The following is a 21,314-nucleotide window of genomic DNA, read 5'->3' as shown; positions in this document are numbered from 1 at the left end:
GGCAACAGCTTCTGCCGCTCTTTTAACGGTTTGTTTATAGCGGTTCGCTCTCTGGAGAGGCGGTTTCTGAAGACTCCTGTTCGGTCTTTGAGAGATCCGGCTCATGCGCGGAATCCGGCTTATTATTGCGAAGCCGGACGATATTCCGGGCACTTTTCCGGCGGTCCTCATCAATTGCCGCATAATGCTTGCGTGTCGTGTTGACATCCTTGTGTCCAAGAACGTCCGCAACAAGGTAGATGTCTCCAGTCTCCCTGTACAGGCTTGTCCCGTAGGTGCTCCTGAGCTTGTGGGGAGTGATCTTTTTCAGCGACGTGGCAAGGCCCGCGTACTTTTTTACCAGATTTTCAACAGCGCGAACCGTGATCCGTCTGTTCTGGAGGGAAAGAAAGAGTGCTTTTTCGTGTCCTTCCTTCGGGAGGATCTGCTTTCGCTGCTCCAGATAATCCTTTAAAGCAGCTTCTACCTCATCTCCGAAATATACGATCGACTCACTGCCGCCTTTGCGATGCACCAGCATGCCTTTCTCCCTGAAATCCAGATCATCGAGGTCCAGACCGACACATTCCGAAACTCGTATACCTGTTCCAAGCAGGAGAGTGAGGATCGCCATATCGCGAAGGCGGGTCTTATCATGGAAGCGCTGCTGGCTTCTGGTGAGTTCCGCACCGCTGTCCGCTTTCATGAGCATTTTGGCGACTTCATCGGAATCCAATCGGACGATCGGCTTTTCGTGAAGTTTTGGAAGGGGGACCAGAGCCGTTACATCCTTTGTCAGGATCTCGGAAGTATAAAAATACTTAAACAGGCTTCGTACAGCGGAAAGCTTACGGGCTTTCCCTCTTGCGTCATTGGTGAAGACCTGGCCGTCCTTTTCATAATAGGTGAGAAAATCAAGATACTCCTCTATGTCCTCCCTGCCGATCCTCTCCAGGATACTGATTGGAAAGTCACGGATACTGGTATCTTTGAGAGAGGGATTCTCCCGCTGGATAAATTCAAAAAAGACCCGCAGATCATAGGCGTACGCAAGCCGGGTCCGGGCTCCTGTGGACTCTTCAATTCCCCTGAAATACTGCCTGCAGAAACCCGGGAGATCTTCCAGAATCTCACGCATTTTTTTTGTGTTTTTTATTTCCTGCTCACGGGAATACTTCTCTGTGCGGATCTCTGCTTTTTTCTGATTTCTGACTGTCATTTTTTCCATCCTGTCAACTGCCGGGAACTGTTTACTGAATTTTCTTTATCTGATCACAGCCTGATCCATTTGATTACGGCTGATCCAGATGATCACAGCCTGATACAGGCTGAGCTTTCCCGGCGCGTATCAGGCGTTGGTCTATTTGACTGATTGTATACTTTATTAATAAACAGCGTATTAACTGCATAAGCTGCCGTCTCTATAGTATACCAGACAAATCATGAGAAGAAATATTTTTATTGTGTCACCAAATAATTGTGCTTTAAAAGTTTATTTATATGGATTTTTTTGGAGAACATCGATATAGTTTTAACGAATTAATGCGCAAATTGTAATGCAATTCAGAAAAATAGAGGAAGAAGAGCGAAATTTGCTGGTTAAAATAATAACTACTGATAATTGTAAAAAATACATTGACAAGGGTATAAAGAAATGATATATAAAAAATAGTTTGTGTACGAATTATTAGAAGCACAAATTAAAAATCAGGATTGATGCACCCCGTAACCCGTATGATTCCCTTCATACTGGCACCTGAGGGCTCACGCGGCGTTAAAACGGGGTGCATTGAGAATGATGAATGGGACAGGCGGCAGCTTTGAATAACAGAGCTGCCGCCTTTTTTGTGCTCAAAGGAGAGTGATTTTCTGTACACGGGAGAAAAGCAGTATCGGGAGAAAAGCATTATTTTGTACCCAAAGGGAGAGTAATTTTCTGTATGCGAGAGAAAAGCAGTATTAGGGAACCAAAGGAAGAATAATGATTGCACACGAGGGTAAAGCAATGTTTTCGCCCGAGGGGCAGCAAGATGAAAATATTGTGAACTCGACAAAGACAGCTTTTCTGTCACCGTGACTTCTCTTATAATAAAGCCGGATTATTGTACATATCTCCAAAACGAGTGTGCCATTGTGCAGGATTCGTGTAGAGAGGAAGGAAAAAGGTGCTTGATCTTGATTATTACAGAGGCCCCGGAAGAAAACAAAAACTGACGGGAGTTTCTGCTGCAGTTATATTTGCGCTCACCCTGATCATGGGTGGAATCATAGGGTTTTCTTTTTATCTGGCTGCTTTCAGCCGGACGACTGTGGTGCGCCTTGATCCGTATTTGAAAGTATATATCAGGGGGGCGGACAGCTTTGCGAAGGTGACAGCTGAGTTTGACCGGGAAGGCTTTGCAAAACAACTTGAAGGAATACTTTCTGAAATTCATCCCGGAGAACAAATGACCGCAGAAGAGCTGCACAGCCTGGCGGATACCGCTGCGGAGTCAGTTTCCACGGATTATATTCTGGAACGCAATCGGAACAAAAACTCTGTAGAAAGCTCTGCAGGATCAGAAGGGAAAGGATTGGAAGGGAAAGCTTCCGATACAGAAAGTACAGAAAGTACACAGAACACAGATAAGACAGAGAATATTTCAGGAAACGGAATCTCAAACGGTGACAGGGTTTACTGTTATGCCTACATGGAAGAAGAAGCCCAGGATCTGTTAAGAGAAAAGGGCTTTGTCCTGGCATTTGAGTCCGGAAAGGTCATACGGACTGCTGAAGGGCTTCCTGAAGCCGAACCATATGATCCGTTTACAGATCTGACAGTGGAGTTTGAGGGAATAAGCGGAAACGGGAGAGTGATTCTTACATATAAAGGATCTCTTCCTCTGACTTTCCAGGCAGAACCGGCGAAGGGCCTGAGTAATGGAGATACAGTCCGGATCTGCATGGCACCGGCAAAAAAATATACTATCGACCAGATTGCAGGTGAATACCATATTGTCCCCACAGATTCAGAATCCAGTTATGAAGTCAGCGGACTGTTCTTTGAACCTGCATCTATTCACGCATTTTCTGAAGAAATACTGAACAGACTCAGGGAGCTTGGGAGGGAAAAAGCCCGGACTTTGCTTGAAGAGGAGTACTTTCAGGACGAAAAACTGATATCCCTGACAGATTCCGGGTTATTCTACGCAGCCAAACCGGTAGAGACAGATACAGGGGATGCAGACGACAATTATCCGAATGATGATGAAGGCGAAAGGGAATCAGGACAGACTGGGAGTTATAAAAAGCTAACTGAAAAAGGGATAAAAGACAATTTTTTGTTCTGCACATACCTGGTCCATTATGCGGATAAAAGCGGCAATCAGCTGGAATACTATTATTATGTCCGGTTTGAAAACGTACTGATCAATGATCAGGATCAGTACTATGCGGACTTTGATCAGGCAGCAGTACCTCAGAAATCGACCTCCCTCTGGAGAGGATTGTTCGGGGAAGACTCGACGGTAACTGTTCCCGGTTTTTTAAATTTCAGAACTCTGGCCGGTTATGAAACCCTGCAGGGCTTGCAGGATGCCATCACAGAAGACCTTGACAGCGGATATGGAATAACACAGATGATATAGACGCATCTTTAACGAATCAGTTGGGCGCGAATGCGCACAACTATTCGTTAAAGATGCCTTTTGCGAATAGTTGAAGAATGGGAGAAGGAGGGTTATTACAGCCCTCTTTCTCCCGTTTTTGCAGAAAAGTATAATCAGCCCGACAATGATCAGACAGATATTAATCAACATGATCATCCGGACATATCAGCATGATCATCCGGACAAAATGAAACATGGTCACACCCGGGTCCGGGTATGACCATGCAACATAGTACATATTAATATTACATATAATCAGTCATTAATGTATTAATCATTAATATGACTTATCAGTCGCTGATGACGCGGGTCGCCCAGACTGCATCTCTGTTTCCAATCTGCGCTGCGATGATTCCTCGTTCAGGGCTGTAAGCCTCGATCGTGGTCCCGTCTCCTGCATATACAGCTACATGATAGACAACGCCATTGGCTGCAAAGAAAATCAGGTCGCCGGGAACCGCATCGCTGATGGGGATCTGGATACCGAATGTGGACTGGTCTGCTGCTGTCCTGGGAAGGTTGTAGCCGAACAGAGCGTACAGCTGCTGGACAAAGCCGGAGCAGTCACAGCCGTTTGTGAGGGAATTGCCGCCCCACACATAGGGACCTCCGATGTATTCAGATGCCTCGCGGAGGATCTCTGTGCGGACACTGCTCAGGCTCGAGCCCTCCCGCACGGAGTTGAGGGAATAATAAAGGGCCTCATTGTCTTTGGGGACAACGACTTCCTTGGCAGTGGGCATGTTTGCCTCACCCTGTTTCTGAACGATATCCTTAGCAGCCTCACCTGTCGTAAGACTGGTGGAGGGAACAAATCCGCGGACGTTTCCGGATTCCACATAGATCCATTCGTCGTTGGCCTGCAGGATCACATAGCAAAGGCTGCCGGGAGTCAGATGACCGATCTCACGGGCTCCGGTTTCCGCCCGCTCCACGATGGACGTGTCAACATCCGCTACGGCATAATTTTTGTCTATTACTGTAGATTTTGTCGTGCAGCGCCTGTAGGAGAAGGAAAGGCTCTCCGAAGCGGGAACGGTTTCGTGAGCGAAGGAAAGCTGCCCTTCAAGGCTCTCTTCCTGTTCATCAGCTGTCATGTCCGCGAATCCGGGGATATTGTTTTCCAGGTCTGTCAGGATATTCTGTGCATCCTGCCCGGTGGAAAACTGGTCGGCACGGACGAAGCCGCGGACATTTCCGGATTCTACATAGAGCCAGCCGTTATTTTCTTCACTCAGGACATAGACTGCACCGTTCTCAGCAAGTGTTCCGATCTCACGGGAATCCTCTGCCATCTCCTCGAGGATAGAGACAGCGGCTGCAGCAAAGGCAGGTTCCTTTTTGACGGTATAGAAACGGAAATCATCGTAAGCGATCGTAAGGCCGGAAATGATATTCTGCATTGCGATCAGCTGTTCATTGGTCCCGTTGAAACCGTCGGCTTCGGAATAACCATAGGGAAGCTCGCCGTTGTTGAGTGCTGTCCTGCGGTTAAGCAGTTCGCGAAGCTCCGGGAACAGTGAAATCGGCGGAGGGATCTGGGTATAATCCGGGTCCTTGCTCACAGAGACATTATCCGTGTTCTGACTTGTATCACCACCGGGTTTTGTCAGATCGTCCGGAACTGTCGGGTCTTCTGTCTTGTCCAGATCACCGGAGTTGTTCTGGGAAGTACCTGCAGCCGAAGTTCCTGATGTTGTCGTACCGGCTGCTGTACCTGCCGCAGTACCAGCTGCGGTTCCTGCTGTCGTACCTGTCTGTCTTGTCGCAGGAGTTCCGGAAGTCGTTGTACCGGAGGTTGTGCTGGGAGTCGTAGTTCTCGTCGTGCCGGAGGTCGTCCCTGTCGTCGTGCCGGAAGTCGTCCCTGTCGTCGTACCCGTGGAAGTACCCGGTGTTGAAGATGTCTGGTCCTGCTCCGTCCCTGAAGAGCCGGTGTCCTGGGCTGTGTCATCATTGATGGGATCCGTGTATGTTTTTCCGGTGGATGGATCGACTATGGTGATCTCATTCATATCACCGGAACTGTCGTCGGATGAATCATCGGAGCTTCCGGAAGAAGTATCATTGGAACTGTCGGAAGAAGGATCAGTTGTGCTGCCCTGCGAAGAGGAGGCATCTGATTCTGCTTCAGAGTCTGTGCCGTCCGTGGTCCCTGTTTCCGGATTCGGGTCAGCCTGTGAAGCGCCTGAACCAGGCGGCGCGACAGGGTTCCAGTCCAGATCGTAATAATTGCCATACTGGTCAATGTAATAATTGCCGGTTGGATCCATCTGATAGGAAGGAGCTGCCGCCCCGGAATCTCCGCCCCCGCCGACTTCCAGATCGAGATCATCGGGCATTTCGCCGTAATAGTCTTCACCCCCGTCATCAAAACTGAAGTCATCGGAATTATAATCATCAAATTCCAGACCGTAGTCATCGGAAGTGCTCTCAACCAGATCAGGGTCAAAAAAGTCATCGTGGCTTTCTGCGAGCGCAGTGATCATGGAACCCGATACAGCAATTGACGCGGCAAGAACTGCCGTTGTAATGCAGATCCCCGTTCTTTTGAACAATTCTATACGTTTCAAAATATAATCTCTCCTGTCAGCGCTGGAAAAAGTTTCCTGTCTGTCTGTGTAAAATCCGTCAAAATCTTTATTTCTTATCCGTCTTTGTAAGATTTCGTCAGAAAATACTCTCCGTCATTATCTGGCTTCAAAATCGTCGATCAGCTGTGTGATCAGATGGACTGTTCCGTCGATCCCCAGAATTGAGGAATCAAAGGTGTAATCATAAGTCTCAACACGGCCCCATTTGCCGGAGGCATAGTAATTATAATAACTCTGCCGCTGCCGGTCTATTTTAGCCATGTAATCTGTAATCCGGGTGTCCCTCTGCTCCTGCTTGATATACTCGGGATAATTCCTCACACGGGCGATCCGGAAGTCTTCGGAGGCGTGGATAAAGATGTTGAGGACGTCATCCCGCTCTGAGAGGGCCTCATCGGCACAGCGCCCGATGAAGACACAGGGACCTTTTTCCGCCAGAGATTTAATAGTTTCAAACTGGGCAAGAAATACCTTCTGGCTCAGAGGCATGTCTGTAAAAGCAGCTGCGGCGCTCTGACCGAAAGAATAAGTATCCATAACCAGATTGTATAAAAAGGAATTGGTGGGTCGCTCATCCTCACGCTGAATGATTTCCTTGCAGAAACCGCTCTCCTTTGCAACCTGTGCCACTAGTTCCTTGTCGTAATAACGGATGCCATAATGGTCAGCGATCTTCTGTCCGATTTCACGGCCGCCCGACCCATACTGCCTGCCGATCGTCAATATGGTCTTCATATATATTCCCTTTCCTGTCATTGCAGATAAAAATCTGCCTCCGGACTTTACTGCTGATTCTTAATTATAAGCTTGATCGGATGAAAATGCAATTCGCAAGATGTTTTTATATGGATTCAGATATTCAGATATTCATATTTTCATCCTTCAAATATTCAGAATCAAGGACTCAGGATTCAGGATCAAGGATTAAGGATCCAGGTATTCAGGATCCAGGTATTCAGGATCCAGGTGTTCAGAATCCGGATATTCAGGACCTCAGCTTTTTAAGAATATTATTGAAATAATCCGGCAGGGGTGCTTCCGTTTCGATATAGGTTCCTGAAACGGGATGGATAAATCCCAGAATCTGCGCGTGGAGGCACTGGCCCTGCGTGGCAAAGGGGGTTTTTTTGCTGCTGCCGTACACGGTATCACCCAGCAGGGGATGCCTGTACCAGGCCAGATGGACTCTGATCTGATGGGTCCTGCCGGTTTCCAAGCGGCACTCGATATAGGTATAGTTTCCGAAGCGTTCCAGTACCCGGACATGGGTGACTGCCTGTCTGCCATCGGGGCGCACTGCCATCTTTTTGCGGTCAGAGGGGTCGCGTCCGATCGGCTGAGAAATAGTGACGGTATCCTCACGGATATTTCCCAGAACGATAGCCCTGTATCTGCGGACAATAGTGTGTTCAGCCAGCTGTCCGGCGATACTCTGGTGGGCATTATCATTTTTACACACAATAATGCTGCCTGTGGTATCCTTGTCGATCCTGTGTACGATGCCCGGACGCAGGACGCCGTTGATACCGGACAAGGATCCTTTACAGTGATACATGACGGCATTGACGAGTGTACCTGTATAGTGCCCGGCAGCGGGATGGACGACCATGCCCTTGGGCTTGTTGACGACGAGGACATCCTCATCTTCATACAGGACATCCAGCGGAATATCCTCAGGCAGTATATCCGGGAGCATCCGCACAGGGAGGACAACGGAGACTGTTTCATTTTCAGAGACACAGGTACTTGGTTTCACAGGCCTGCCGTCTATCCTGATCAGTTCTTCTTTGATCAGTTTTTTGAGATAACTTCTTGACTGTCCCGGGATCCTGACTGCCAGGACCTTGTCGATCCGCTCTCCGGCTTCCGGGGCTGTGATCGAAAAGGAGAAGGAGTCACCCTCAGGAACGATGTCGTTACCATCGGATAATTCTTCCGGAGCTTCCTCAGGAACGAATTCTTCCGGGGGTTCCCCGGGAACGTTATCATTACCTTCGGACAATTTTTCAGGGATTTCTCCCGTAACAATGCCATTACCTTCGGACAATTTTTCAGGGATTTCTTCCGAAACAATGCCATTACCTTCGGACAGTTGTTCAGGAAATGTTTCTTTCACGCCGGAAATATTTTCAGGACTCTTATCAGATAAATATCCCGGAGACAAATTTTCCGGGGAAAAGGTTTCCAGCATAGATTAATCTCCTTCTTTGCTGTTCCTGACGGCTGTTTCGATTGCAGGGGCTGATGGTTACTTACTGATGGTTATTTAAATGAGAGGAAAGAGAAATCGTTCTCTTCCCTGTAATAAAACATGGTGAGGAGGACCATGGTAAAAGCAGCACATGTGATATAGATGTCCGCAACATTAAAGACCGGAAAGTCAATCAGGGAAAAATAAATGAAGTCGCGGACATAGGAAAAAACAGCCCTGTCGATCAGATTTCCGACTGCCCCTGCGGCTATAAAATACAGGCAGAGGCGCATGGGAAGATATCTCCTGACGGAAGGAGTCCGGGACAGGATAAAAAAGATCATGACCAGCGCTGCGGCAGTTATGATAAAAAAGAAGAGCATGGCATTCTGAAGGATTCCGAAAGCCGCCCCGCTGTTGTGGATCAGCGTGAATTCCAGGACGCCGGGTATCAGAATGACCTTCTGTCCGCCGCCCAGGAAATGAACTGCCACAATCTTGGTAATCTGATCCAGGATGATGAGGAGAACAATGAAAAGGACTCCGGGGAGGAGCTTTGTGCGGGGATACTCAGGGGAGTTTTTGTTTTCTTTCATGTGCGGATTCTCTACATTGGATTTATTTCATAAACAGATATATTTCATAAACAGATATATCATAAACAGAAATATCTCACAAACAGGCTTTTATCACAAACAGGCTTTTATCACAAACAGGTTTTTCTCATAAATATTTTTCTCATAAATATTATTCTCATAAAAGAAAGTCATATATGATGAGACTAAAAACCGGGACAAAAAACAGCCATGGCGGGGGTTGCGCCATGGCATGAACAGACTATACTGAAGCATTAGCTTTTCGTTACCTTACGGTAAAAGCTCAATTCCTTTCGGGAAAACTGCTTACCTTTAGGAAAAACTGCTTACCTTTGGGGAAAACTGTTTACCTTTCGGGAAAACTGCTTACCTTTCGGTAAAAAGTTCATTACCTTCCGGTGAAAGGCATGTCAAGAGAAGCGCTTCCATCCTGGTCTGCTCCGGCGGGAGTAGAGATATCTCCGCTGATGTCCACGGTGGAGGGCGTGATGACAAAGATATAGTGGGAAATCTTCATCACATTTCCCTGGACAGCATAGCAGCTGCCTGAGGTAAAGTCGATGATCCTCTGGGCAACATCGACGTCGAGTCCTTCCAGATTCAGGACAACAGTGCTTCCGGCCAGGATCAGGTCCGTGACGTCCCTTGCATCATTGACAGAAGTGGGCTTAACGATGCAGACTTCCATTCCGGATTCGGAATACTGGCGTTTGACCGAGGATCTGGTTGCAGGACCGGCCTCGCGTTCAGGAACAGGACGCCTGCGTGCAGTTCTGGATGCATTTGTGTTTTCAAGTTCTTCCATATCTTCGACCTCTTTTTCCATTTCCATGGCGGCATCTTCAGGAGCATTTTCAAAGTAAGCGCCTTCATCGCCGTCGTTTTCATCATCATAGGGATCATCATTGAATTTCATTGCGTTGATGAGCTTATCCATTACACTCATAGTTTTTACCTCCATCTTACAGCTGACTACAAGGATCTATACCAATGGGGATTAAAAAGGATCTTACCAATGGGATCTGTTGTCAGCGCATAAAACTAATCAGCAGTATTCCGGGAGGCGTCTGTGACCTTGTTTTGACAGGGCGCAGCTCCCGTTTGCTGTTTGTATCAGACCGTATAATCTCTTTTTCCAAATATTGCAGTTCCGACGCGGATATGTGTTGCACCTTCTTCGATGGCGACCTCAAAATCACCGGTCATACCCATAGACAGCGTGTGCATAGACACATTATCAATGGATTGCCGATCGATGTCAACAGATAAATCCCTGAGTTTCTTAAAAAATTCACGATTTGTCTCCGGATCATCTGTATAGGGAGCGACTGTCATCAGCCCGCAGATATGGAGGCCGGGGAGCGGTGCGATCTCACGGACCAGAGGAAGGACTTCTTCATAGGACAGACCGAACTTGCTCTCCTCTCCTGCCGCATTGACTTCGAGAAGGATATCCATGGTCCGCCCCGCTTTAACGGCTTCTTTGCTGATCGTCCGGGCAAGCGAGGCACTGTCTACGCTGTGGATCATTACTACCCTGTCCATCAGGTATTTGACCTTGTTTCTCTGCAGGTGCCCGATCATATGCCAGCGGATATCATCAGGAAGAAGCGGGTACTTCTCGGTGATCTCCTGGACCCGGTTTTCTCCGAAGTTCCTCTGTCCTTCGTCGTAGGCCTCCTGGAGGTCTGTGACAGGCATAGTCTTTGTGACGCAGATCAGAGTGACTTCATCCCTTCTGCGCCCTGCTCTTGCGCAGGCTGCCTGAATACGCTGTTCAACGGATCGGATATTTTCAGCAATCATTTTTTTAGCATTCTCCTTTTCAGATGCCCCTTACAGAATGATCCTTAACAGGATCGTCGTGGCTTTGCAGGATGTCCTGATTATAAGTCCTGACTATATGTCTGATTATATGTTTTGACTATATGTCCTGATTATATGTTTTGATCATATGCCCTGTTAAAAGGATTATTTTCCATAACTGTTCAGGCGGATCGAGTCGGCATGCAGTACGATGTAGTCGTACTCCTGAAGTCCGTAGAGCTCGTTGGGCTTGATGATGGCATATTCACTGTTCTGGAGGTTTACTGTAACCTGGCGGAAATCAGGATAGCCCTTGTTGATATAGTATACCCCGATGAGCTTCTCTTTTCTGTGAAGAGTAAACTGATCGCTGGAATTGGGCTTTTCCAGGATCTCTCCGTCGCGGAGGACGGAATTATCGAGATAATACTCTTTATTTGTCTCACTGTAGGGAACAGCGGGAATAAACTGGGTCCCCTGACTGCCGTTGGCTGTGTAAACTCTCAAGAGGACTCCCGGCTGACCATTGGATCCCTCAATGACATATTCCTTGGGAACAAGGAAGAAGTCTCCGTAGGTGATGGAAGAAACCGGGACCTTGAGCCCCTTTTCTTCGTTGGTCAGGACAACGATATCGACGAAGCGGTCCATGCAGAAGGCTTCCATGGAATTGGACAGGGAGAGGTTGACAAACCAGTTTCCCTCCTCATCGCTCCTTGATGTGACGGATGCCCAGGTGGAATAACCGTTTTTCAGGAAACGGACCTCCACATACTCCTGATTCTGGAGGCGTTCCGCTGTCTCTTTACTGTCCACAGCGATCGCAATGGACCAGTTTTCATCCGTGACGATCCTGTAAGCGGGCCGGTCTTTTTTTACCGCATCTCCGTTTCTGAGCTGGGCCGTCTTGCACGAAGAGCGGTTAAAATCCTTCAGGGAGAGGGAATCAAAGGTCTTTCCCACATAATTGTCATAGGAATAGACGATCACACCAGTGTCCTTGGCGCTCACGCTGTGCAGGCCGGCGGCTTTCTTTTTACTGACACCAGCCAGAATGGAGCGGTTGCTGATCTTCTGAGCCTGACTGGAAGCAGCTGTTTTAAAAGCATAGACAGAGTAAAACCGGCCGGGATCGTAGTCCTCAGTGAAACGGATCGACTGTTCCCGGAAGGAAGCCTGGTCTTCGGCGGTAAAGTACTTTCCTGTGCTCATTCCGGTGTCTGCATAGTCCTGGATATCACGGGATTCGTCGACCGTGTACACGAGGCCTCCTGTCCTGACGCGTTCTCCTTCTTTATTATAGTAGTTGATGTTCCCTGTATACCGGCTTCCGATGACCAGTTCCTGCCGGAGCGCGATCCCCCGGTAAGCGGCGTTTTCAGAGAGAGTTCCCATCCGGACCTCATACACGGCTGTCTTACGGGAGGTAAGATACACCATAATGCTGAACAGCAGGTAGATCAATATGATAAAAAAAATGACTGTGCCGATATCGATATGGATCAGCTGCCGCAGGCTCAGCCGTCTCTTTCTACTCTTTTTCATAAACCAACCTTAAGTTCATAAACCAGTCTTATGTACACCAATCAGTCTTAAGATTATAAACCGGTCTTACGTTCACCGACCAGTTCTAAGTTCATAAACCTTATTCACATCCGTAAACCGGTCCATAAACCAGTCCATAAACCGGTCCTGGCTGCCTTCAGCGGCAGCAGGATCTGAAACGATAAAAAAGGGCAGGAGCAATGGTTCAACTCCTGCCCGCCCGTTCTTTTGTCCGGATAATCCCTTACAGTGCGGCGGTAACACACTCTTTCAATTCTGCGGGCAGCTCGTCCTTGTCCATCGAGATACTGATGTAGAAGTCAATACCGAACTTACTGCTCATGGCCTGCAGTCTGCTGATGGGTCCGGAGATATCATTGCCCTCGATATGAGCGGTGTTGAGAAAACTGTCAAAATACATCTGTTCAAGATCATGGTCCTGAGAAATAATGCCGCCTACAAAACCAAGGAACTGATCAGTGTTCTCGATCATATAATCTGTGACATTGATCAGACGAATCTTGTTGTTGAGCTCGTACATATGCTGAGAGTTTTTGTCGATATAGCATACACTGCCTAAAATATTTTTAATCTCGGCATTGGCTTTGCTCAACATCCATTTAGTCTTTCCCTTGCCTTTGTTGCCGGTGATCAGATGAACCATTTTAGCGAAACCTCCTACAAGTGATGATAATAGTGACTGTTGTTTATTCTTCATCGCCCACTACCCGCGACTTCAGTCGTAAGAGCAGGGCGAAAAAGAAATCCACTTCACCGCGGGTACGGATCCCGTGATGAAGAATAAATGCTCCGCGAGGATGCCTACGCGTACAGTGCGGAAGCTTGAATTGATTCTATTATAGTTGAAGGAGAAGGAAAAAACAATTAAATAACTCTAAAGGCTTGCGTTTCCGCCTTTTTCTTCTCTTTTCCTGTCTTCTCTTCTCCCTTCTTCCCCTGTTGATCTTTTCTTTTTTTGTTTATTTACTTTTTTTAACTACTCTTCTGCCTCCAGATATACTGTCTCCTGATCGAGCAGTCTGTTCATGCAGGCATACAGATAACTGTGACTCCTCGCGCCGAGGATGACGGATACAAATCTTCTGCCGGTGTCATACTCAGAGAGAATGATGAGGCAGCATCCGGCCTGGTCCGTCGTCCCTGTCTTGCCTCCCAGGACTTTGATTCGGTCCGGTGATTTACGGCTTCCCTTTACATAGCCGTCAGTGGAACTGACCTCGATCGCCCGGATCCCTCCGTTTTTGTCGTGAAAAACAGTGCTGTAGTGTCCCAGTTTTGCTATTTCCAGGAATTTCGGGTACTTGATGCATTCCTTAAAGATTAGGAAGAGATCATAAGCCGTCGTATAATGATTCTTGTCGTGCAGACCGTGCGGATTGACAAAGTGCGTGTTCGTGGCACCGATCCTGGCAGCTTCTTCGTTCATCATACGGATGAAGTCATCATAGTCCTTCCCGATGTTTTCCGCGATCAGATTGCCGGCGTCATTGGCGGAATATACCATGAGATAATGCAGAGCCTGATCCATGGTCATTTTGTCGCCTTCTTCGATCCCGATCCTCTGAGCCTCCCATTCCATGTCGGAAACTTTTGCGGAAGCGGTGAGCATCTTGTCCAGATCTCCGTATTTAATGGCCAGAAGGGCTGTCATGATCTTGGTCGTACTGGCCGGATACAGGCGTGTAGTGAGATTTTCCTCGATTACAGTCTTCCCGCCGTCGACATCAAATAAACCGCAGGCTTTTACTGTTCCGATGTCCGCAGAGGAACCTTCTCCCGGCACACCGAAGCCCTCTGCATAGAGAGGCAGCCTGCCGTCATAGTCCGCATAAACTGATGTCAGGGCAAAACCTTTCCTCCCGGTATTGTCACTGTAGGAGGAAATATAACCGCGGCTGCAGCCTGTCGTGAGCAGAAGGACCATGATCAGGACAAGTGCGCAAAAAAAACGCGCAGGCTGGTGACCTTTCTTCTCAGGGACAGCCGCGCTTAAAGAAAGTTTCAAAAAAGACATTATATTCGTAATTCCCTATTTGTACATTTCACGCCACTCCATATCTCCGCGGTCCAGAGATTTGATGAGCAGCTCGGCGGTAGCGAGATTCGTTGCCAGAGGGATGTTGTGCATGTCGCAGAGACGGACCACGATATTGACATCAGGCTCATGGCGCTTTGCGGTCAGAGGATCGCGCAGGAAAATCACCAGATCGATCTCATTGTGCTCGATCTGGGCGCCGATCTGCTGCATACCTCCCAGATGGCCGGCAAGCATCTTGTGGATAGAGAGGTGGGTAACCTCTTCAATGAGCCTGCCTGTGGTACCAGTGGAGCAAAGATCATTTTTGGCAAGGATCCCCCTGTATGCTATGCAGAAATTCTGCATCAGCTTTTTTTTCGCATCGTGCGCGATCAAGGCTATTTTCATATCGATCCTCCCTGGTGTAAAGAAAGCAAGGTCAAATCAACAATAAGGAGCAGGCATTAACAGTAAGGGACCGGTACAGTATCCGCTGCGCGGATCTCATAAACAATTAATTCATTCCTGCATGCGCACATTCAGCAGAAAACCGATGCCGGCATACAGGCAGACCAGGCTGGTAAGGCCGTAGCTGACAAAAGGAAGCGGTATTCCTGTGTTGGGCAGAAGCCCTGTGGCAACCCCGATATTTAAAAAGCTCTGGAGTCCGATCCAGGCTCCCATTCCACCCGCGATGATCCTGCCCTGGATGTCTTTGGCACCTGCCGCGATCAGGAAGCATTTGATCGTGATCAGAAAAATGAGGACGACCACGGCGCAGCAGCCGATAAAGCCGAAGGTCTCTCCAACGACAGTAAAGATAAAATCTGTCTGTGACTCAGAGATAAAACCGGTGTTCAGAAGGGAACTGATCTCATTAGTCCCCTTTCCGTAGACTCCGCCGGAGCCGATGGCCATCATGGAGTTCATCGTCTGGTAGGCAGTTGTATCCGCGAAGTTTTCCGGATGGAGCCAGGCCAGGATCCTGTTTCTCTGGTATTGGGACAGGATTCCCTGGTCTCCCTGCAGGGCCTGATTCATGATCCACCAGAAGCCGGCGCCGACAGCAGCGAGCGCAGCTACAACGATGGGCCATTCCAGCCCTCCCAGGAACATCATGACGCAGAAGATCAGGAGGAGCATCACACTGGTCGAGAGATCCGGCTCTTTGTAGACCAGAAAGACCGGCGGGATGATCAGTACGATGCAGGCGAGAAGATGCAGAGGAAGCACCAGCCATTTTCTGTAACTAATTATGAACTCCGCAAAAAATAAAATCAACAATATTTTTGCCGCTTCAGAGGGCTGGAAGGTGATCCCGAAGAGGGAAAACCACCTCTGCGCCCCTCCTCCTGAGGAACCGGCATAGAGGACCATGACCAGCAGGGCGATGGATGCCGCATACAGGACCCAGTGGATCTTGAGGATCAGATGATAATCCACCACAGATACAGCCAGCATCAGCCCCAGGCCGATGCAGATCCCGGTCAGCTGGCGGTCGTAGAGCTCGGAGGCGGCACTGCGGATCGCCAGAAGCCCACAGTAGTTGAGAGCGCCGATCAGGGCGACCAGAAGAAAATCAAATCTTTTCAGAGAAAATGAGCGAAACATTGGTTATGAATCCTTTTCCAAAACAACACTGTCGACGATCTGTTCAAGCTGATCCGGATCATAAAAGACTCTGATCACATCCGATGCCAGCCGGGCGGCGTAATCGGAGGTATAACCATTAGGTATACGTACAGCAATCGCGAGTTTCTCCTGCTCGCCCAGAGTATCCTCATTCCAGGCGCCGGGCAGGTAATAAGGGGCATAACCGATGAACAGGGCATTGTCCGGCATGCCTGTCTGCTGGGCGGTACCGGTCTTGCCGGCGACAGGATGCTGCTCGCCCAGGACGCTGAAGGCGCCATAGCCGTAGACGACCCGGCGCATCCCCTTGTGGATCGCGTTCCATTCCTTTTCCTCAAGAGTGATCTTGTTTGCCACAGTCGCCTTGTTCTTGCTGATCCCTCCGTCTTCTGTCTGGACCGCGTCGATGAGTGTCAGTTCGTAGTTTGTTCCACTGTTTGCAACAGCGGAAACATATCTGGCCAGGCTTGCGGTCGTATAGGCGTTGGTGTCCTGACCGATCGCTCCTCGGATGGGATCTTTTGTCAATAGCTGGGGCTCCGATTCACTGATCTCTACGCCGGAAACGGAATCGAGACCGTACATACCGGCATATTTCTGGATTTTTTCTACAGCTTGAACGGAATTGTATCCGCTCTTGTCGAAATCGTCCTCATCATAATCGTAGTCATCTTCGTCATATTCCGGATTGTCGACAGGAAGTCCCAGTCTGAAGCCCATTTCATAAAAGAACATATTGCAGGAATTTGCGATGGCTCCCTCCAGGTTCTGATATCTGTGTCTGCCCGGGTAGATCCAGCATTTGGGAGGATTGGGATCGTTCTTTACCTTTTTGAAGGTCGCTTTCTTCTGGCAGTTCACTTCATCCTGGGTATCAATGACCTTTTCCTTGAGGGCGGCTGTCGCCGTGACCAGCTTGAAAGTGGATCCCGGTGCGGTCAGCTGCTGTGTCGCGTAGTTGAGAAGGGGCTTTGCGGGATCATTGACGAGTTTCTGGTAGTAGTCTTCATCATTGATCCTGTTCGTATCAAACCCGGGATAGGACACCATTGCAAGAACATCGCCTGATTCCGGATCTGTCACAACAACGGATGCAGTGGAGGGATACAGGTGAAGCTGGGCCGGTGTCAGATCCATGTCCCGGATCCTGTTGTAGATAAAGGTATAGTCACTTTCACCCCAGGGACTGTTAAAGCTTTCCAGTTCTTCGTCGCTGACCTCTACGATCTCCTGATCCAGGAGCAGGTGGCAGACCTGATTGGCGGAGACCTCCCGGTTGACGATCACATACTTGTAGATGGCATTGCGCATGTCTCTGTCATTGAGAGTGTTCTCATCGGAACCGATCACTGCAGTGAAGAAGTTCATAATGCCGTCGTACAGCTCATCGTCAGAGGGAGAATCTGTCTCGAGTCCCAGATAACTGCTGTCCGTGTTGATCCAGCCATGACGGATCGACTCAGAGATCAGTGCATTGAGGGAATGCTTTCCCTTCTGCCAGCCTGAATAGACCGTAGAGGAGCGTATTCCGGAATCCCCCAGCCCGGCTTCATTAAAGAGACCGTAGTCAAAAAGGGCCTGGGCGAGCAGATCCTGATAGGTCTTCATCTCATTGTTGAGCTGTTCGCGGATGGTCTGCCCGTTTCTGATCTCGTCCAGGATCTCCGGTGCGCGCTGAGCCCGGAACCTGTCAATAGCTTCTGCGACCTCTTTTTCCGTATCAGTCGCGTCTTCACTGGTCAGGTGGTTGGTGTCGATCAGGTTGCTCAGGCAGGAGGCATAGACATTGCTCACAGGGATCGTGATATTGAGACCGTTTTGATCCTCCGAGATGACCTGATCCTCGATACTGTCCCGCAGTTTATTGAGGATGATGTTGCGCAGGTTGTTTTCTACGATATGGTAGGCAGCGATCTGCAGGTCTTTATCGATCGTCAGATAGACATCCCTGCCGGTCTCTTCGCTGTAGCTCTGTTCCTTCGCGGAAACCTCGCTGTTTTCAACCGGATCATCGGTCACACGCCCGATGCTGTCGACGTTGAAGGTCTTCTGCCCGCTCCTGCCGTGGAGGATCTCCTCCTGAGAGGCTTCGATCCCGGTCAGTCCGACGATATCGCCCTCCCGGTAATCGGGACGTCCGTCCTTGTCCGTGCCGTCATGCTCGGACAGATAATCCTCGGACGCTTCTCCGGTGTATCCGATGATGTTGCTCAGATAGACCGCTTCTTTTTCGGGATATCTGCGGACCATCTCCTCTTCGATCTGGATTCCGTCCTTCTTGGAATCGAACCGCTTTTCTATAGCTTTTTTTGTCTTCTCCGGTACGTTGGAGGCGAGCCTGGTGGCAATATATTTCTGGTAGTAGTTCAGGCTCAGATTATATCTGGCGATCACCATCTCCAGAAGAGTCTCCCGGTCTTCTTTTTCGCTGTCTTCGTCCTTTGAGACGGAAGGACTGATCCCGAACCTGTCGGCAAGGTCATGGATGACCTCCTCCGCTGTTTTTTCCAGGTTTTCCGCGGGCATATCGTCAGGGTCGGCATAACCGTAAACATCTGCCAGAAAACGGGCTTTGGCGACCGGCCCCATTTCCTTATAGAAGAAACTGCCGCCGCTGAGACGGATGCTGAAGTCAGTGAGCATTTTTCCGCCGTTTTTGTCCAGAATGTGGATGATCTCCAGGATCCGTTCATTGAGGATCTTGTTGTCCTCCTTCGAATCGTCGGTCAGATCGTTCATGGTGATATTGTAGGAGGCGACAGAATCCGCCAGGACATTGCCGTTTTTGTCCAGAATGCGGCCGCGGGTCCCGTGGATGACAACTGTCCGGCGGATCCGGCTCTGGAAATCAGAGAGATAACGTTCGGAATTGACGATCTGGAGAGTGTAGAGGCGGGAAATGAGCAGGGCTGCCATCAGCAGGCTTCCCAGCACAAGAAAATAAGACCGGCGGCGTCCTGCCCTGTCTGCCCTTTCTGTTCTGTCTGCTCTTTTTGCCCTTTCCGCATCGCGTTTGGCTTTTATGTATCTGATGTTTTGTTTTTTGACTGGTTTACTCAAAATACACTCTCCCCAAAAAGGATAAGGAACTGTATGTATCAATCCTCAGGCAGGTCATAGTCGGGGACGCAGCCATATTCCCTGAGGCTCGTCCAGTTGTGGTCGCCGATGATCAGATGATCGATCAGGCGTATTCCCAGAAGCTGTCCCGCCCGGCAGATCCGTCCGGTGATATCCAGATCCAGATCACTGGGCGTCGGGTCGCCGCTGGGGTGATTGTGGACCAGCATGATATTGACGGCATTCCAGCGCATGGCCTGGATAAAAATCTCCCTCGGTGAGAGCAGCGTACAGTTCACCGTACCGGTAGAGACCGTCTCTTCCCGCAGAAGCGCCATGCGGTTGTCGAGCATTACCAGAACAGCTTTTTCCGTCTCCAGATGTCTCATATCCTCCATATAATAATCCGCGACCGACGAAGGCGAGCTGAAGATGAGCTTCTGGGCGGCCCGTTCCCTCACGAGACGCCTGGATATTTCGGCGAGCGAGAGGATCTTGACAGCCTTGACTTCACCGATCCCGGGAATGGATATGAGGTCCTGGAGAGTCAGCCGGCGGAGAGAGGACAGGTCGCTGGACCCGTCTTCAAAAAACCCAAGGACCTCCCGGCTGAGCTGTGTGGCACTTTTTTCTTTCGTTCCAGTACGCAGGATGATCGCGAGGAGCTCAGCATTAGTGAGACTCTGCGCCCCGCAGGAAAGAAAGCGTTCATAAGGCATTTCACTGTTGTTTTGTAAAATATTCATACAATATCCTTTCCGCTCTCCGGGCAAAAAGGACATACACAAAATATTTTATAGTTTTCTGACAGTTCAGTCAAGAGGAACGCAAATCGGGGGAACAAGGGGTGGGTGGGACGTTACTGTACAGACCGGCTCGAAACTCGAGGCGGTTTTAGCGGCTTTTTGATCATGGAAGGCTGATCAGGCCTCTGTCAAGGAAATTCTGTACGGTGCGCAGGATGCCGAGACGGGCATGAGGCCAGGTGAGGCCGCCCTGGAAATAGACGGCATAAGGTGGTTTGATGGGTCCGTCCGCACTCAGTTCTATGGATGAGCCGGAGACAAAAGCGCCGGCAGCCATGATGACATCGCTGTCGTAACCGGGCATCGGGGCCGGGTATGCCTCCACAAAGCTGTCGACGGGCGAGGAGGACTGGATCCCCTGGCAGAAGGCAATGACTCCCTCCGGGTTTCCGAAGGTGATCGACTGGATGATATCATGTCTGGATTCCCGGCCGTCGGGGAGGACGGAAAAGCCCAGCTTCTCATAGAGGCAGGCGGCAAAAATGGCTCCCTTGAGGGCGGCTGCCGTAACAGTGGGGCCCATAAAGAAGCCCTGATAGAGGGAGGGAAGGACTTCCAGGGAGGGGCCGACTTCTTTTCCGAGCCCCGGAGAGGTCAGGCGCACGGCTGCGTTTTCCACGCAGTCTGCTCGTCCGGCGATGTAGCCGCCGACCGGAGCCAGGCCGCCGCCTGGATTCTTGATCAGGGAACCGACGACCATGTCCGCGCCGACGTGGGAAGGCTCAATGCGCTCCACGAATTCCCCGTAGCAGTTGTCGGTCATGCACAGGATATCCGGCCGGAGGCTCTTGATAAAAGAGATTGCCCCGCCGATCTGTGAGACAGACAGAGTGCGTCTTGTCTGGTATCCCTTTGACCTCTGTATGGTCACCAGGCGGATCCTTTTGTCCTGATCGGCTGCAAGAACCTCCCGGATACCTTCAAAGTCAAAGCTTCCGTCCGGCAGGAGGTCGACCTGTCTGTAGCCGATACCGTATTCGGCAAGCGATCCCCGGGAGGGACGGATCCCGATGACTTCTTCAAGGGTATCGTAGGGCTTGCCTGCCGCGGAAAGCAGGATATCCCCCGGGCGCAGATTGCCCATCAGGGCCAGAGCCAGGGCGTGTGTCCCGCAGGTGATCTGCGGCCGCACAAGGGCATCTTCAGTCCCGAAATAGGAGGCATAGACCTTTTCCAGCCCGTCGCGGCCGATATCGTCATAGCCGTACCCGGTCGTTCCTTTCAGGTGAGCCTCGCCGATGTGGCAATCCTGCATTGCGCGGATCACGCGGAGCTGGTTGTATTCCGCGGTTTCATCAATGGCGGAAAAGCGCCGGCGCAGTCCGTCCAGGACCGGCTCTGCAAAGGCCAGAACCTCCCTGCAGATGCCAAAGGAAGCATACAGGTCTGTCAGGGAGGTCCGGGACTGATCACTTTCTTTTTC

16 protein-coding genes are annotated in these 21,314 nt (G+C 49.8%); 1 reads left to right on the top strand and 15 read right to left on the bottom strand.

What is annotated here, in order from left to right:
- Nucleotides 1-34 precede the first annotated feature (34 nt).
- Nucleotides 35-1,198, bottom strand: coding sequence for a tyrosine-type recombinase/integrase (locus BLT02_RS10720; protein WP_092995035.1), 1,164 nt, complete (start codon nt 1,196-1,198; stop codon nt 35-37).
- 946 nt (nt 1,199-2,144) lie between these two features.
- Here BLT02_RS10720 and BLT02_RS10715 point away from each other — a divergent pair.
- A complete protein-coding gene (locus BLT02_RS10715) occupies nt 2,145-3,605 on the top strand; it encodes a hypothetical protein (protein ID WP_092994993.1) in 1,461 nt (486 codons plus the stop codon).
- A 311-nt stretch (nt 3,606-3,916) separates the two neighbouring features.
- Here the strand turns inward: BLT02_RS10715 and BLT02_RS10710 are convergent, their stop codons facing one another.
- The 14 genes from BLT02_RS10710 to BLT02_RS10645 form a co-directional block, all read right to left on the bottom strand.
- Nucleotides 3,917-6,196 (bottom strand): C40 family peptidase, encoded by a 2,280-nt coding sequence (locus tag BLT02_RS10710; protein ID WP_139187559.1) that lies wholly within the window; start codon nt 6,194-6,196, stop codon nt 3,917-3,919.
- Nucleotides 6,197-6,313: 117 nt separating this feature from the next.
- Nucleotides 6,314-6,952 carry a cytidylate kinase-like family protein gene (locus BLT02_RS10705; protein WP_092995032.1) on the bottom strand — a complete coding sequence of 213 codons (639 nt, stop codon included), beginning with the start codon at nt 6,950-6,952 and terminating at the stop codon, nt 6,314-6,316.
- 250 nt (nt 6,953-7,202) lie between these two features.
- The gene (locus tag BLT02_RS10700; protein WP_347474948.1) at nt 7,203-8,219 is read right to left on the bottom strand and encodes an RluA family pseudouridine synthase; all 1,017 of its coding nucleotides are present in this window, start codon (nt 8,217-8,219) and stop codon (nt 7,203-7,205) included.
- Nucleotides 8,220-8,479: 260 nt separating this feature from the next.
- Complete coding sequence (gene lspA, locus BLT02_RS10695) at nt 8,480-9,004, bottom strand: signal peptidase II (protein WP_092994984.1); 525 nt, start codon at nt 9,002-9,004, stop codon at nt 8,480-8,482.
- Nucleotides 9,005-9,392: 388 nt separating this feature from the next.
- Nucleotides 9,393-9,950 carry a cell division protein SepF gene (locus tag BLT02_RS10690; protein WP_092994982.1) on the bottom strand — a complete coding sequence of 186 codons (558 nt, stop codon included), beginning with the start codon at nt 9,948-9,950 and terminating at the stop codon, nt 9,393-9,395.
- Nucleotides 9,951-10,117: 167 nt separating this feature from the next.
- Nucleotides 10,118-10,810, bottom strand: a complete 693-nt coding sequence (locus tag BLT02_RS10685; RefSeq protein WP_092994979.1) for a YggS family pyridoxal phosphate-dependent enzyme — start codon at nt 10,808-10,810, stop codon at nt 10,118-10,120.
- Nucleotides 10,811-10,975: 165 nt separating this feature from the next.
- Complete coding sequence (locus BLT02_RS10680) at nt 10,976-12,355, bottom strand: biotin/lipoyl attachment domain-containing protein (protein WP_092994976.1); 1,380 nt, start codon at nt 12,353-12,355, stop codon at nt 10,976-10,978.
- A gap of 244 nt (nt 12,356-12,599) precedes the next feature.
- Nucleotides 12,600-13,019, bottom strand: a complete 420-nt coding sequence (locus tag BLT02_RS10675; protein ID WP_092994973.1) for a twitching motility protein PilT — start codon at nt 13,017-13,019, stop codon at nt 12,600-12,602.
- Between the two features lie 333 nt (nt 13,020-13,352).
- The gene (locus tag BLT02_RS10670; protein ID WP_092994970.1) at nt 13,353-14,390 is read right to left on the bottom strand and encodes a D-alanyl-D-alanine carboxypeptidase family protein; all 1,038 of its coding nucleotides are present in this window, start codon (nt 14,388-14,390) and stop codon (nt 13,353-13,355) included.
- 15 nt (nt 14,391-14,405) lie between these two features.
- Nucleotides 14,406-14,801, bottom strand: coding sequence for a methylglyoxal synthase (gene mgsA, locus BLT02_RS10665; protein ID WP_092994967.1), 396 nt, complete (start codon nt 14,799-14,801; stop codon nt 14,406-14,408).
- 111 nt (nt 14,802-14,912) lie between these two features.
- Nucleotides 14,913-16,004, bottom strand: coding sequence for an FtsW/RodA/SpoVE family cell cycle protein (locus BLT02_RS10660; RefSeq protein WP_092994964.1), 1,092 nt, complete (start codon nt 16,002-16,004; stop codon nt 14,913-14,915).
- 3 nt (nt 16,005-16,007) lie between these two features.
- Nucleotides 16,008-19,085, bottom strand: a complete 3,078-nt coding sequence (locus BLT02_RS10655) for a penicillin-binding transpeptidase domain-containing protein (RefSeq protein WP_092994961.1) — start codon at nt 19,083-19,085, stop codon at nt 16,008-16,010.
- Nucleotides 19,086-19,123: 38 nt separating this feature from the next.
- On the bottom strand, nt 19,124-19,831 hold the full coding sequence (gene radC, locus BLT02_RS10650; RefSeq protein ID WP_092994958.1) for a RadC family protein: 708 nt from the start codon (nt 19,829-19,831) through the stop codon (nt 19,124-19,126).
- Between the two features lie 163 nt (nt 19,832-19,994).
- A complete protein-coding gene (locus BLT02_RS10645) occupies nt 19,995-21,284 on the bottom strand; it encodes a methionine gamma-lyase family protein (RefSeq protein WP_347474949.1) in 1,290 nt (429 codons plus the stop codon).
- Between the last annotated feature and the right edge of the window lie 30 nt (nt 21,285-21,314).

Origin of the sequence: Sarcina sp. DSM 11001 (assembly GCF_900101015.1) — a bacterium.
In the GTDB taxonomy this organism is placed as follows: domain Bacteria; phylum Bacillota; class Clostridia; order Lachnospirales; family Lachnospiraceae; genus CAG-791.
The sequence above is the reverse complement of the archived record's forward strand: the minus strand, read 5'-3'. Positions and strand labels throughout refer to the sequence as shown.

Excerpts from the sequence above, each read along its gene's own strand:
- BLT02_RS10720 (WP_092995035.1), bottom strand. The coding sequence starts at position 1,198 with ATGACAGTCAGAAATCAGAAAAAAGCAGAGATCCGCACAGAGAAGTAT.
- BLT02_RS10705 (WP_092995032.1), bottom strand. The coding sequence starts at position 6,952 with ATGAAGACCATATTGACGATCGGCAGGCAGTATGGGTCGGGCGGCCGT.
- lspA (WP_092994984.1), bottom strand. The coding sequence starts at position 9,004 with ATGAAAGAAAACAAAAACTCCCCTGAGTATCCCCGCACAAAGCTCCTC.
- BLT02_RS10690 (WP_092994982.1), bottom strand. The coding sequence starts at position 9,950 with ATGAGTGTAATGGATAAGCTCATCAACGCAATGAAATTCAATGATGAT.
- BLT02_RS10685 (WP_092994979.1), bottom strand. The coding sequence starts at position 10,810 with ATGATTGCTGAAAATATCCGATCCGTTGAACAGCGTATTCAGGCAGCC.
- BLT02_RS10680 (WP_092994976.1), bottom strand. The coding sequence starts at position 12,355 with ATGAAAAAGAGTAGAAAGAGACGGCTGAGCCTGCGGCAGCTGATCCAT.
- BLT02_RS10675 (WP_092994973.1), bottom strand. The coding sequence starts at position 13,019 with ATGGTTCATCTGATCACCGGCAACAAAGGCAAGGGAAAGACTAAATGG.
- BLT02_RS10670 (WP_092994970.1), bottom strand. The coding sequence starts at position 14,390 with ATGTCTTTTTTGAAACTTTCTTTAAGCGCGGCTGTCCCTGAGAAGAAA.
- mgsA (WP_092994967.1), bottom strand. The coding sequence starts at position 14,801 with ATGAAAATAGCCTTGATCGCGCACGATGCGAAAAAAAAGCTGATGCAG.
- BLT02_RS10660 (WP_092994964.1), bottom strand. The coding sequence starts at position 16,004 with ATGTTTCGCTCATTTTCTCTGAAAAGATTTGATTTTCTTCTGGTCGCC.
- radC (WP_092994958.1), bottom strand. The coding sequence starts at position 19,831 with ATGAATATTTTACAAAACAACAGTGAAATGCCTTATGAACGCTTTCTT.